Annotated in this window: 8 protein-coding genes and 1 tRNA gene; 1 reads left to right on the forward strand and 8 read right to left on the reverse strand. The window is 67.2% G+C overall.

Features of this window, described 5'->3' with window-relative positions; all coding sequences use genetic code 11:
* Positions 1 to 327: 327 nt before the first annotated feature.
* From MMF96_RS08120 to MMF96_RS08130, 3 genes are all read right to left on the reverse strand, one after another.
* Positions 328 to 699 (reverse strand): hypothetical protein, encoded by a 372-nt coding sequence (locus MMF96_RS08120; RefSeq protein ID WP_256883205.1) that lies wholly within the window; start codon positions 697 to 699, stop codon positions 328 to 330.
* 129 nt (positions 700 to 828) lie between these two features.
* A complete protein-coding gene (locus MMF96_RS08125; RefSeq protein WP_256883206.1) occupies positions 829 to 966 on the reverse strand; it encodes a hypothetical protein in 138 nt (45 codons plus the stop codon).
* A gap of 366 nt (positions 967 to 1,332) precedes the next feature.
* Positions 1,333 to 1,413: transfer RNA gene (locus tag MMF96_RS08130), tRNA-Leu, on the reverse strand.
* 185 nt (positions 1,414 to 1,598) lie between these two features.
* Between MMF96_RS08130 and MMF96_RS08135 the strand changes: the two genes are divergently transcribed.
* Entirely contained in the window at positions 1,599 to 2,201 is a 603-nt protein-coding gene (locus MMF96_RS08135) for an ANTAR domain-containing response regulator (RefSeq protein ID WP_176615729.1), read from the forward strand.
* Between the two features lie 119 nt (positions 2,202 to 2,320).
* On the opposite strand, the gene MMF96_RS08140 is transcribed toward MMF96_RS08135, so the two are convergent.
* The 5 genes from MMF96_RS08140 to lgt all read right to left on the reverse strand — a co-directional run bounded on the left by MMF96_RS08140 (position 2,321) and on the right by lgt (position 14,023).
* Complete coding sequence (locus MMF96_RS08140; protein WP_256883258.1) at positions 2,321 to 4,420, reverse strand: hypothetical protein; 2,100 nt, start codon at positions 4,418 to 4,420, stop codon at positions 2,321 to 2,323.
* 248 nt (positions 4,421 to 4,668) lie between these two features.
* On the reverse strand, positions 4,669 to 6,153 hold the full coding sequence (pyk, locus tag MMF96_RS08145; protein WP_256883207.1) for a pyruvate kinase: 1,485 nt from the start codon (positions 6,151 to 6,153) through the stop codon (positions 4,669 to 4,671).
* A 69-nt stretch (positions 6,154 to 6,222) separates the two neighbouring features.
* Positions 6,223 to 7,677, reverse strand: a complete 1,455-nt coding sequence (locus tag MMF96_RS08150; RefSeq protein WP_256883208.1) for a glutamate synthase subunit beta — start codon at positions 7,675 to 7,677, stop codon at positions 6,223 to 6,225.
* A complete protein-coding gene (gene gltB, locus MMF96_RS08155; RefSeq protein WP_256883209.1) occupies positions 7,670 to 12,316 on the reverse strand; it encodes a glutamate synthase large subunit in 4,647 nt (1,548 codons plus the stop codon). The genes MMF96_RS08150 and gltB overlap by 8 nt, the downstream gene beginning before the upstream one ends.
* A gap of 480 nt (positions 12,317 to 12,796) precedes the next feature.
* Positions 12,797 to 14,023 carry a prolipoprotein diacylglyceryl transferase gene (gene lgt, locus MMF96_RS08160; RefSeq protein ID WP_256883210.1) on the reverse strand — a complete coding sequence of 409 codons (1,227 nt, stop codon included), beginning with the start codon at positions 14,021 to 14,023 and terminating at the stop codon, positions 12,797 to 12,799.
* Positions 14,024 to 14,029 lie beyond the last annotated feature (6 nt).

Consider the following 14,029-nt stretch of genomic DNA (forward strand, 5'->3'; position numbering starts at 1 on the left):
GGACACCCGCAGCTCTTGATCGAAGTCAATGCTTGCCCGGCACAACGTCCCTATTGCAAATTTCCCCGGACTTCGACCAGTCACCGCCGACACTACACGTTCGGCAGAGAATACCGCCCGTTCATACAGCCCCCAAGCGGCAGCTGTCCGCCTTACACCCGCCCCGCTTTGCGCTCAGGTTGATGCCATCGGCGGCTTCCTGGAGGACCTCAGGCAAGAGGTGGCCGTTCCTCTGCTCATTCGCACGCGTCGAGGAATGCCCCAGCCGGCGGGAAACCATATTCAACGACACCCTTCCCTGGAGCAGTCAGGACCCATGCGTATGCCTCAGATAATAGACCGGGGAGCCGTGCCCAGCCCTGCCTCCCGAGCGGCTGTGATCGCTGGCAGCCAGCGTTGCCGCCAAAGCTCCACGCGCGTTATCCGGTCACCATCGACGTCCGTAAACAACAATGCGCGCCCCTGCCGGCCCGCCATGACCGGCACCAGGGCCATGACCGGATGGCCGGGCAGGAACACTGTCCGCTTGCCCGTGCGTGTCTTGGTCGCCGAAACGAAGTACCTGTTGCGGTCAACGTGCTTCCACGCCTTCGTGATCCGCACCGGCCCCGGACGCGATGACAGGTTCAGGTCAGCGACGGTGACGGCGACCGCCTCGCCAAAGCGGGCCCCGGCCGACACCAGGAACTCGGTGAACACCTGGAGCGTTCGTCCACGAACTCCAACAACGTCCCGAAATACCACTGGTGAGGAACACGGCGTCGTCCCCTATCTCCTTCCGTGCGCGGCAGCCCGATCCCGCGGCACGGGTTGTCAGGGCGGAGAAAATCAGCGCGTGCCGTTATGGATGGTGTTTGCACTCAGGCCCTTGGCCAGCCTGGCCCGGATCCATTCCACCACGTGGCGGCGGTCCAGTTCCTCCGCAGCAATCGAACCCAGGGCCGGTGCGAAATGCCGCTCCAGCATGGCCCGGTACGTCCTCACCCCGCCGTGGACGGCCGGACGAGATGGCTCCGGTGCCCCTCAATGATCAAGGCCACTCTCCGGGCGTTTGTCCCTGCCCGATAAGGGCGTCCTGGGCCACCGCGAACGACTATCCGTTATCACCCAGCAGGCGCTGAAGCACCACCGCCTCGACCTCGGCACCAAACCACAGACCTGTTCTGTGTGATTTCCGGGCCCCGCCATCAGACCTTGAACGAGGGAGAACCATGACTTTTCGTGCAGTTCCTGATGCTCGACACACGGCAATTTTCACGTCCCGTGTCCACGGAACCCACCTCTTTGTACACACGTTAAGCGCTTACACCGCCCTGACCTGCGGTTTTACTGTGCCCGAGGTGGGACTCGAACCCACACACCTCTCGATACTGCATTTTGAGTGCAGCGCGTCTGCCATTCCGCCACTCGGGCCAATGCAAGGTGCCCGGAAGGCCCCGTTACAAAGATCACGCGCCCATTGGGGAATCGCTCCCGAACAAGTGCGCGAAACCACTCTACATGCAGATAGGCTGTTTCGTAGAACCAGTTCCACTCGCGCGTCTCGATTTCGGGACCAGCGTCCGAGCTGACATCCCGCAGCCTCCAAGGAGCCATTAGTGTCCGAACAATCGGAATCCGCATCCACCACCCCCGCACGCCGCGTCATCGTTGCCGAAGATGAGACATTGATCCGTCTGGACATCATGGAAATCCTCCGCGGCGAGGGCTACGAGGTGGTTGGCGAGGCTGACAACGGCGAAAAGGCTGTCGAACTCGCCAAGGAACTCAAGCCCGACCTCGTCCTCATGGACGTCAAAATGCCTGTCATGGACGGCATCTCCGCGGCTGAACAAATCGTGAAGGCCCGCATCGCCCCCGTCGTCCTGCTGACGGCCTTCAGCCAGAAGGAACTCGTCGAGCGCGCCCGCGACGCCGGCGCCATGGCCTACGTGGTCAAGCCCTTCACCCCGGCCGACCTCATCCCCGCCCTCGAAATCGCACTCTCCCGCCACGAGGAAATCAAGGCCCTCGAGAACGAAGTGTCCGACCTCCAGGAACAATTCGCCACCCGCAAACTCGTCGAGCGCGCCAAGAGCCTGCTGACCACCAAGATGGGCCTGTCCGAACCCGAGGCCTTCCGCTGGATCCAAAAGACCTCCATGGACCGCCGCCTGAGCATGCGCGAAGTCGCCGAAACCATCATCAACCAGGTCAACTAACTCCCCGACACCGGCTGCCGCGGCCACTTGCCCACACGGCAACTTTCTGGCGCACGACGCCGGCACCCCCTCGGGTGCCGGCGTCGCCTTTTAAGAGTCGCCTTTCAACCGGGCTCCCCTTAACCGCGGTCCCCCGCCGCCGCGCTGCCGGTGGGGGTCCCCACCTGCCGGGGAGCAGCCACCGCCGGGGCCACGCCCTCCCGCTGCCGGCGCCTGCCAATGGCCATCACGGCACACACCGCGCCGGCAACAACCGCGTAGGCCGCGTAAAGGCCGGCCCGTGCCGCTAAGGGTACTGTCAGGCCGTCCCGCGGCCAGGGCAGCAGGACAAAACCAAACAGGGCAACCGCGGCGATGTAACACAGGATCCAGACACCCCGGTTCCAGGCCCAGACCAGCGCCCCCTCGAACGGGGCGAGCGGCAACAAGGTGACCGGCAGCGCCGCCAGGGCCAACACCGCGACAATGGCGAGCAATTCCCCTGCCGCAAGAGTGGTGAAGCCCCCTGCGTCGCTGACGGCTGCCACGTAGTCCGGCTGGATCTCGTTCCACTTGATGAATGATCCGACATCGTTGGCCGCGAGGAAGCTGTATCCGGCCCAGGCGGCAAGGCCCACCACCGCCATGTAGACGCTGCCTGCAATGGCTGCCACCGCCAGCCTGCGATGCCCGGCATCCTTGGTGTTGAGGCTGTAGTCGACGCCCAAGACGGCACCAAAAACCAACGCCGGTTCCGGGCCGGCCACACGTGTGAAGGCAAGTGATGCCAGCAACACCGCCACGTAGACAGGCCTTGCGGCCACCCGCGGAAAAAAACCACGCCCGTGCCGGCGCGCCACGGTCCACCGGACCACCATGGAACCATGGTTCAACAGCAGGAACGCCGCCAGGAAGGAAAACGCCATGCGGGCCGCCCCCTGGCTCCAGGCAAAACCTTCCTGGCCGGCTGCAGCCAACGCGGCACACGCAAGCAATATGAGGAAGGCCAGCGGGCCGTGCACCTGGCCCAGCACGGGGACCCGCCAATCGCGGCGTGTGGTGGCGTCAGCAGCACCGGGTGCCGCAGCACCGGCCTCCGCTTCGGCGGCCGCAAGATCAGCACCCGGTGCAGCGCCAGTGCCAACCCCCGGCTCGGCAGCAGGAACCCCACGTGCTCCGGCGGCCCTGGTGAAACCCGGCCGCGCTCCCAGGCTGATACCCCGCCCGGCGGCCCCGCCGAAGTCCCGCCCAACCGTGGGCACCACACGGCGGACGGCCGCTGCCAGGCGCCCGGTCCCGGGGCCAGCGCCCGCCGCCAGCAGAGACGTCGAGCCGGCCAGCAGAAGCGCCACCACCATGCCCAGCAACAGGATGGGCCATGCCAGCGCCCACAACCCGGCGGGGAACGGAGCCGAAGACCCTGTGGCAGGCGCTGTGAACGCCCGGAAATTGCTATAGGAGCTCGGCTCGAACCAGCTGCCCGGCTCAACCACGGGCCCGCCCAGGACCGTGTCCGACGCTTCACGCGGGATCGTGACCGTGAACGTTTTGAGGTCCTTCAGGCTGGGATTGCACCTGCCGGTGATGGTTCCGCCCTCGACTCCCGGACTGGAGCCCCACGTCATTCGCGGACACATCGGGTTGCCCAAGGCCAGCAGGGAGTACCTGGCAATGAACAGCTCGTGCGTGCCCGGGCCTGTCAGGGCCGCCGGGATTTGAATCACCTGCGCAGCAGCAGGCTTTCCCTTGCCCGCCTTGGCCCTGACGGACTTGACCTGATCCGAACTGATGTGGGAGTCCTTCATGCATGCTGCAAACGCCTTGACCGTTGCCGGATCCGTGAAGCTCAGCCCGGTGCCGGCGCCGTGCTTGGTCCCCGCGGCGCGGTTGAAGGCCCCATAGGTGGCAAACCTGCTGGCATATTTCAACACTGCATTGTTCCTGCAGTCATACATGCCCTTCAGCGCTGCAGCCGCCTCGCCGGCACTCCCCCACAACCCGCTTGAACGCTCCCAGGAGGCAATGTAGGCACCTCCGCCCTCCACCGTCAGTTCCCAATAACTCTTGCCGTCAGGTCCCGCCTTCAGCACAACGGGCGCCCGCCCCGGCTCCACGACATCCACCGAGGCACCCTCGTCACCCGGGACCGCAGCCGCCGGCGCGACCCCGCCCCACGCCATGCCCGCCAGCAACCCGGCGCCAGCCAGGCAGGCCGCCCACACCGTTTTCCTGCGCCCCACATCCATCGCCTCCAGTCCGCCACTCCCGCCAAAAAGCTCAAACGCCGCTTCATCCGATACTGGAAACCGTAAGGCACGCGGGCACCCGGAAACCCGGAAAATCCGCCCGCCTGTGGATAACTTTGGCCACCGGTGGAGGGTCTCGACAAGCTCGACCGCCGGAGGTCTCGACCACCGCTTAACGCACGACGGCGGCACCCGCCGTGGGTGCCGCCGTCGTGCCGTGCGCTGTGGCCGGATATCCGTCCTTACGCAGTGGGCCAGGGGCCAACCTTTTCCCGCTTCACGGGGGTGCCGTCCGATGCCTTGCCAATGTCGGAGAGGTCGCCCACCTTGTGTGCCTTGACGAGGTTGGTCGAGCCGGCCTGTCCGGGAGGGGAACCGGCGGCGATGACAACCATGTCGCCCTCGGCCACCAGTCCCTTCTCCAGCAGCGTGTGGTCAACCTGCTCGGTCATCGCGTCCGTGTGCGCCACCATGGGCACCAGCACGGGCTCGATCCCCCACGTCAGCGCCAGCTGGTTGCGGACCTGCTCCACCGGGGTGAAGGCAAAGACCTGCTTGGACGGGCGCAGGCGGGACAGGCGCCGGGCCGAGTCGCCGGACTGGGTGAACGTGGCAATGAACTTCGCGCCGAGCTGGTCGGCGATCTGCACGGCCGCGGCCGTGATGACGCCGCCGCGGGTCTTCGGCTCCGAGCCCAGGCTCGGGATGCGCTTGAGGCCGTCCTTCTCGGTGGCCTCGATGATCCGGGCCATGACCTTGACGGTCTCGATGGGGTAGGCGCCCACGCTCGTTTCGCCGGACAGCATGACTGCGTCGGCGCCGTCGAGCACCGCATTGGCGCAGTCCGAGGCCTCCGCGCGGGTGGGGCGCGGGTTGTCAATCATGGATTCGAGCACCTGCGTGGCCACGATGACCGGCTTGGCCCAGCGCCGCGCCATTTCCACACAGCGCTTCTGCACCAGCGGCACGTCCTCTAGGGGCAGCTCCACACCCAGATCGCCACGGGCCACCATGATCGCGTCAAACGCGTCAACAATGGCCTCGAGGTTGTCCACGGCCTGCGGCTTTTCAATCTTGGCAATCACGGGAACGCGACGGCCGGCCTCGTCCATGATTTCGTGGACGCGGTTGATGTCCGCGGCGTCACGCACAAACGACAGGGCCACCAGGTCCACGCCGCACTTGAGCGCCCAGCGCAGGTCCGACTCGTCCTTTTCGCTCAGTGCGGGCACGTTGACGGCCACGCCGGGCAGGTTGATGCCCTTGTTGTTGGACACCTTGCCGGGAACGGTGACCTCGGTGACGACCTTGACCTTGTCAACGGCGGTGGCGCGCACGGAAACCTTGCCGTCGTCAATGAGGAGGGTGTCCCCCACCTTGACGTCCTCGGTCAGGGACTTCAGCGTGGTGGAGCAGATATCCTTGGTGCCCGGGACGTCCTCGGTGGTGATGGTGAAGACGTCGCCCACGGCCAATTCGTAGCCCGTGCCGTTTTCAAAGCGTCCCAGGCGGATCTTCGGACCCTGGAGGTCTGCCATGATCGCAACCGTCTTGTGCAGCTGCCCCGACGCCTTGCGCACGTTGTCATACGTGTTCTGGTGAACGGTGTAGTCGCCGTGGCTCATGTTCATCCGGGCAACGTTAACGCCGGCATCCAGCGCGGCCAGGGTGTTTTCGTAGCTGGCGATGGCCGGCCCGAATGTGGCCACAATTTTAGCGCGTCTCAATTTACCTACCTATGGGTGTGGTTGACAGTGGAAAACTTTGGTCCCTGCCTCAAGCCTAGCGGTTGGCTGCTACACACTGATAGCCAAGTCACTGGGTGAGACGGGCGCCGGCAGGAACGTCTCCCCCATGAGGAACTTGTCCACCGCCGCGGCGCAGGCGCGCCCCTCGGCAATGGCCCACACGATCAGCGACTGGCCACGGCCGGCGTCGCCGGCCGCAAACACGCCCGGACGGGTGGTCATGTAGTAGCCGTCGCGGCCCACGTTGGAGCGCCCGTCCAGCTCGACGGGCAGCTGGTGGGTCAGCTCTGCGGTCTCCGGGCCGGTGAAGCCCAGCGACAGGAACACCAGGTCGGCCGGGATGGTCCGCTCGGTGCCTTCCTTGGGCACGCGCCGGTTCCCGACGTACTCCGTCTCGGCAATTTTCAGCCCGGTCAGCACGCCGTTTTCACCCAGGAATTCCACGGTGGAGGCCAGGTAGGTCCGCTCCCCGCCCTCTTCGTGGGCGCTGGCGACCTCAAACAGGTTCGGGAACGTCGGCCACGGCTGGGCGGAGGTGCGCTCGGCCGGCGGCTGCTTGCCGATGGCCAGCGTGGTCACCGACGCCGCCTGCTGGCGGTGCGCCGTGCCCAGGCAGTCCGCCCCGGTGTCGCCGCCGCCAAGGATCACCACATGCTTGCCACCCGCGTCGATCTGGTTCTCCACCACATCCCCGGCCACCACCTTGTTCGACTGCACCAGGTAGTCCATCGCAAAGTGCACGCCTTCCAGCGCCCGCCCCGGAATGGGCAGGTCCCGGGGCACCGTGGCCCCGGTGCACACCACGACGGCGTCGTAGCGCCTTCTCAGCTCCTCCCACCCGATGTCCTTGCCCACCTCGATGCCGGTGCGGAAGCGGGTGCCTTCGGCCGCCATCTGCTCCAGGCGGCGGTCAAGGGTTTCCTTCTCCAGCTTGAAGTCCGGGATGCCGTAGCGCAGCAGCCCGCCAATCCTGTCATCCCGTTCGTACACGGCAACCGTGTGGCCCGTGCGCGTGAGCTGCTGGGCCACGGCCATCCCGGCCGGGCCGGACCCGACGACGGCGACCGTCTTGCCGGTGAGCCGGGCCGGCGGCAGCGGGTGCACCCAATCCTGGGCGAAGGCCTCGTCAATGATGGAGACCTCCACCTGCTTGATGGTCACCGCCGGCTGGTTGATGCCCAGCACGCAGGCCGTCTCACACGGTGCCGGGCACAGCCGGCCGGTGAATTCGGGGAAGTTGTTGGTGGAGTGCAGCCGTTCAATGGCCTCCTGGCCCTTGTCCCGCCACGTCAGGTCGTTCCACTCGGGGATCAGGTTCCCCAGCGGGCAGCCCTGGTGGCAGAACGGCACGCCGCAGTCCATGCATCGCCCGGCCTGGGCCTTCAGCACGCCCTTTTCCTGGGACTCGTACACCTCTTTCCAGTCCATGATCCGTACCGGGACGGGCCGGCGGGCCTGGGTGATGCGTTCCCGATTCTTCAAAAAACCGCGGGGATCAGCCACCGGTAACCTCCAAAATTTTCTGCCAGACGGAGTCACCGTCGGGGTCCTCGCCCAGCCCGGCTGCTGCCAGGCGGGTTTCCAAAACTGCTGCATAGTCGCGCGGGAGCGCCTTCACCAGGCGCGCCGTGGTGGCCGGGAAGTCCGCCAGCAGCGCCTCGGCCACCTCCGAGCCGGTCTCGTCGCGGTGCTTTGTGAGAAGTGTGTGCACAACGTCCGCGTCGCCGGCGTCGAGCGGGCGCAGCTGCAACTCGCCCGAGTCCAGGGCGGCCTTGTTGACGCTGCTCTCCTGCAGGTCCAGTATGTAGGCGGTGCCGCCGGACATGCCGGCGCCGAAGTTGCGGCCCGTGGGCCCCAGGATCAGGGCCAGCCCACCGGTCATGTATTCGCAGCCGTGGTCGCCGATGCCCTCCACCACGGCCGTGGCCCCGGAGTTGCGGACCAGGAAGCGTTCGCCCACCTGGCCGCGCAGGAACATCTCCCCGCTGGTGGCGCCATAGCCGATCACGTTGCCGGCAATGACGTTCTCCGCCGCGGTGAACGCGTTGGCACGGTCCGGCTGGACCGTGATGCGCCCGCCGGAGAGTCCCTTGCCCACATAGTCGTTGGCGTCGCCGAACAACCGCAGCGTGATGCCGGCGGGCAGGAAGGCGCCCAGCGACTGGCCGGCCTGGCCGGTGAGGGTCACGTCGATCGTGTCCGGGCCCAGCACGTCGATGCCGAACGTCTTGGTCACGTGCCAGCCCAGCAGCGTGCCCACGGAGCGGTCGGTGTTGACCACCGGGACGCTGATGCGCACCGGGGCCCGCTCGGCCAACGCCTCGGCGCTCATGGCCACCAGCTGCTGGTCAAAGTGCTTCTCCAGCTCGTGGTTCTGCGTGGTGAAGTTGCGCACCGGCGTGGCCGCCGGGACGCCGGCGTCGGACAGGATGGGTGAGAGGTCCAGGCCCTGGGTCTTCCAGTGGTTCAGGGCCGGGCGGGTGTCCAGCACGCCGCCCTGGCCGATGGCCTCCTCGAGGCTCCTGAAGCCGAGCCCGGCCAGGATCTCGCGCACTTCCTCGGCCAGGAATTCAAAGAAATTCACCACAAATTCGGGCTTGCCGCTGAAGCGCTTGCGCAGCTCCGGGTTTTGCGTGGCCACGCCCACCGGGCAGGTGTCCAGGTGGCACACCCGCATCATGACGCAGCCGGAGACCACCAGCGGTGCCGTCGCGAAGCCGTATTCCTCGGCGCCCAGCAGCGCCGCCACCACCACGTCGCGGCCGGTCTTCAGCTGCCCGTCCACCTGCACCACCACGCGGTCACGCAGCCCGTTCAGGCGCAGCGTCTGCTGTGTCTCGGCCAGGCCCAGCTCCCACGGCATGCCGGCATGCTTGAGCGAGTTCAGCGGGCTGGCGCCCGTGCCGCCGTCGTGCCCGGACACCAGCACGACGTCGGCCTTGGCCTTGGTCACGCCGCTCGCCACGGTGCCGATCCCCATCTCGGAGACCAGCTTCACGTGGACGCGCGCCTCCGGGTTGGCCCTCTTGCAGTCGTAGATCAGCTGTGCCAGGTCCTCAATGGAGTAAATGTCGTGGTGCGGGGGCGGGGAGATGAGCCCGACGCCGGGGGTGGAATGCCGGGTTTCGGCAATCCACGGGTAGACCTTCTTGGCCATGAGCTGGCCGCCCTCGCCGGGCTTGGCGCCCTGGGCCATCTTGATCTGGACGTCCGTGGCATTGGTCAGGTACAGGCTCGTGACGCCGAAGCGGCCCGAGGCAACCTGCTTGATGGCCGAGCGGCGCTCCGGGTCCAGCAGTCGGTCCACGTCCTCGCCGCCTTCGCCCGTGTTTGACTTGGCGCCGAGCCGGTTCATGGCGATGGCCAGGGTTTCGTGGGCCTCGCGGGAGATCGAGCCGTAGCTCATGGCGCCCGTCGAAAAACGCTTGACGATGCTGCTGACCGGCTCCACTTCATCCAGCGGCACGGGTGGGCGGACGCCGTCGCGGAACTTCAGGAGCCCGCGGAACGTCATGAGCTTCCCGGCCTGCTCGTCGATGCCCTGCGTGTACTTCTTGAAGATGTCATAACGGCGTTCCCGCGTGGCGTGCTGCAGCCGGAACACGGTGTCCGGGTTGAACAGGTGCGGTTCGCCGTCGCGGCGCCACTGGTACTCGCCGCCGCCCGCCAGCGGCTGGTGGGGGACCTCGACGCCGTCGACCGGGTAGGCCAGCGTATGCCGGGCCCCGACCTCGGCGGCAATGACATCGAGCCCGACGCCGCCCAGCTGGGAAGCCGTGCCGGTGAAGTAGTCGTTGACGAGTTCCTGGGACAGCCCCAGCGCCTCGAAGGTCTGGGCGCCGCAGTAGGAGGACACGGTGGAGATGCCCATCTTGGACATGATCTTCAGCACGCCCTTGCCCAGGCCCTTGATCAGGTTGTGCACGGCCTGCTCGGCGGTGACGCCGGAAATGTCGCCGTTGCGGACCAGTTCCTCCACGGATTCCATGGCCAGGTACGGGTTGACGGCGGCCGCGCCAAAGCCGATCAGCACGGCCACGTGGTGGACTTCGCGCACGTCGCCGGCTTCCACGACCAGGGAGACCTTGGTGCGGTTGGAACTGCGCAGCAGGTGGTGGTGGACGGCGCTGAGCAGCAGCAGCGACGGGATGGGCGCCCAGGCTGCGGAGGAGTCGCGGTCGGAAAGCACCACGTACTGCACGCCGCGGTTGATGGCGCCGGAGACCTGCTCGCAGATCTCGGTGAGGCGGGCGCGCAGGGCGGGCTCGCCGCCGTCGAACTTGTACAGGCCGCGCACCTTCATGGCGATGCGCTCCCCGCCGGTGCCGTCGGCGTTGGCAGGGCTCTCGATGTTGGCGATCTTGGCCAGTTCGTCGTTGTTGATCACGGGGAACGTCAGGGCCACCTGAGGCATCGTCACCTTGGCGCGCGAGAGCAGGTTGCCCTGCGGGCCGATGGCGGTGTTGAGGGAGGTGACCAGTTCCTCACGGATGGAGTCCAGCGGCGGGTTGGTGACCTGGGCAAACGACTGGACGAAGTAGTCAAAGAGCAGGCGCGGGCGCTTGGACAGCACCGCCACGGGCGTGTCGGTGCCCATGGCACCCAGCGGCTCGCCGCCGGTCTGCGCCATGGGGCCGAGCAGGATTTTCAGCTCTTCGGTGGTGTAGCCGAAGGTGCGCTGGCGGTGGACGACGGACGCCGCGGTGTGCACCACGTGCTCGCGCTCGGGCAGGCCGGCCAGGCGGATGGTGTTTTCCTTGACCCATTCGGCCCACGGGTTCGCCGCGGCCAGCTGGGCCTTGATTTCCCCGTCACGGATCAGCCGGCCGTTTTCGGTGTCCACCACGAACATCTTGCCCGGCGCCACGCGGCCCTTTTCCACGACCTTGTCCGCGGGGATGTCCAGCACGCCCACCTCGGAGGCGAAGACGACCAGGCCGTCGTCGGTCACCCAGTAGCGGCACGGGCGCAGGCCGTTGCGGTCCAGCGTGGCACCCACCTGCGTGCCGTCGGTGAAGGATACGGCCGCGGGGCCGTCCCACGGCTCCATCATGAGTGAGTGGTATTCGTAAAACGCCTTGCGGTCCGGGTCCATCGTGGCGTGGTTCTCCCAGGCCTCGGGGATCATCATCATGATGGCCTCGGTGATGGGCCGGCCGGAGAGCCACAGCAACTCGGCCACCTCGTCGAAGGAGGCCGAGTCCGACGCGCCCGGGGTGCAGATCGGGAACAGTTCCTCCGGCGCATCCCCCAGCAGCGGGTGGGACATGGTGGACTGGCGGGCACGCATCCAGTTCCGGTTGCCCTTGACGGTGTTGATTTCGCCGTTGTGGGCGATGGTGCGGAACGGCTGGGCCAGCGGCCAGGACGGGAAGGTGTTCGTGGAAAAGCGTGAGTGCACCACGGCCAGCAGCGTCTTGAAGCGGCTGTCGGAGAGGTCCGGGTAGAACGGCTCCAGCTGGGCGGTGGTCAGCATGCCCTTGTAGACGATCGTCTTGGAGGAGAGGGACGGGAAGTAGACCCCGAACTTGTGCTGGGCCCGCTTGCGCAGCCGGAAGGCCTTGGCGTCCAGCTCGTGGGCGGCACTTGGGGCCCCATCCTTGGCCGGGCCGGTGTGGCCGTCTGCGGCGGGTGCTTCGGCCAGGAACAGCTGGCTGAAGTGGGGCATGCAGGCGCGGGCGCTGGTGCCCACGAGCTCCGCCACGACGGGAACCTCGCGCCAGCCGAGCACCGCCAGCCCGTCGCGTTCCGCCAGGGCCTCGATGCCGGCCCGCACCGACTCCTGCTCCTTGGGCTCGCTGGGCAGGAACGCGGTGCCCACGGCGTACTCCCCCACCTTCGGCAGCTCCAGGCCGGCGACGGCGCGGAAGAATTCGTCGGGGACTTGAACCAGGATGCCGGCGCCGTCACCCGTCCCCTCGTCCGCGCCCACGGCGCCGCGGTGCTCCAGGTTGCGCAGGGCGGTGAGGGCGTTTTGGACGATGTCGTGGCCGGGCGTGCCGCGCAGGGTGGCGACGATGGCCAGCCCGCAGGCGTCCTTCTCGGCCTCGGGGCGGTACAGGCCCGCCTGCCCCGGCATGGCGGCGAATCGCACGAAGGGCGAAACGGCGCGGCCGGCGGGCTGCTGGGTGAATCGAGTCATGACGGTGAAGTCCTTCCCCTGGTCGAGTGGTGAGTGGGGACGACAGTGGCCCATGGCGACCGGGGAGGGTTCCCCGGGAAGCGGTTTCGGTGTGTAACCGTGGTGGTGCACGGCCGCACATTGTGGCTGGCACATCCGGAATGTCATTCCTTGGTGCAAGTGCACAATTGGGCCCGGTCAAGTCCCGCGCCCGTCCTGTGCGGCGGTTTTCACTATATAAGGCATCGATCGACGCTGAATACTTCGATCTTACATTTTGGAAGCATATGCAAGATCAGTAATAAAAAGCGGGAAAGAGACGTGTTCCCGGCTGCTGGAAGGGGCCGACCGGGCGTCCGGACCGCACGTCACTGGTGCCCGCGGGCCCGGGCTGCGCCGCCGGGCCAGCTGCCCGCGGCACAAAAGCGGCACAAAAATGGCGGCCCCGAAGCTTCGGGGCCGCCAGATTGAGTGGTGCAGCCGGGCCGGCTGCGTGCGTTGTCAGTGGCCGGACTTGCCGGTTTCCTCGGGTGTCGCCGCGTCCTTGGCGGTGGGCCTGTCAGCGCCAGGGGCGGTGTCGTCCGCTGCGCCGCCGGTGGTCGGCAGGGCCGCGTCGTCGGTTGCCGTCGGCCCGGCGTGCCGGGCGCCGGAGTCCTGGTCCGGTGCGTCCGCCGTGGCGGCTCCCCCGGTGCCCTCGCCGTTCTTGGGGGCGGCCTTCTCGGGGGCGGCCTTGTCCGGGGCGTCCGTGTCCCTGGCACCCTTCTCCTGGAACCCCTTGGCCCGGGCCCCCATGTCCGTTTCCGTGGACACGCCGCCGGCCACGGCGGCGGCCGGTCCGCGGCCGGGCAGGAACACGGAGTGCGTGACGGACTTGCGGCGGATGAACGTCAGGAGCAGGAACACGATCAGCGCGGCGGTGAAGACAAAGATGCTGGTCCACACGTTCAGCCGGGCCGTGATGCCGAAGAAGGTGATGTGTTCGGCGGCGTCAATGCGCAGCATTTCAATCCACAGCCGGCCGGCAGTGTACACCATGGCGTACATCAGGAACATCCGCCCCCGGCGCAGCCGGAAGCGCCGGTCAATAAGCAGCAGCGCCACCACGCCCAGCACGTCCCAGACGCATTCGTACAGGAACGTGGGGTGGAAGAGCGTGTCCGGGCTGAACCCGGCGGGCACATACTGGGGGTCCACATGCAGCCCCCAGGGCAGGGTGGTGGGCCCGCCAAACAGTTCCTGGTTGAAGTAGTTGCCCCAGCGGCCGATCGCCTGGGCCAGCAGGATTCCCGGCGCCGCGGCGTCAATGAAGGCGGAGATCCGCACGCCCGCCCGGCGGCAGCCGATCCAGGCACCGAGGACGCCCAGCACCACGGCGCCCCAGATCCCCAGCCCGCCGCGCCAGATCTGCGGGATCAACCACAGGTCGCCCGTGCCGTTGTAGCCCGGGCCGAAGTACGCGTCCGGGGAGGAAAACACGTGGTAGAGCCGGCCGCCGATGATGCCGAAGGGGATGGCCCAGATGGCGATGTCCCAGATGGAGCCTTCGGGGCCCCCGCGGCGCCGCCAGCGGATGTTGGTCAGCCAGATCGATGCGACAATTCCCAGCAGGATGCACAGCGCGTAGGCGTGGATGCGCAGCGGGCCGACGTTGAAGCCGGACCACACGGGTGCGGGAATGGCCGTGGCCGCAGATGCTGCCAGGGATTGGGAGATGGCGGTAAAGGTCACTGGCGG

Source organism: Arthrobacter sp. STN4 (assembly GCF_024539665.1).
GTDB lineage: Bacteria > Actinomycetota > Actinomycetes > Actinomycetales > Micrococcaceae > Specibacter.

Bases quoted from the DNA above. Each gene is read 5' to 3' on its own strand.
- MMF96_RS08125 (WP_256883206.1), bottom strand. From the start codon at position 966: ATGCTGGAGCGGCATTTCGCACCGGCCCTGGGTTCGATTGCTGCGGAG.
- gltB (WP_256883209.1), bottom strand. From the start codon at position 12,316: ATGACTCGATTCACCCAGCAGCCCGCCGGCCGCGCCGTTTCGCCCTTC.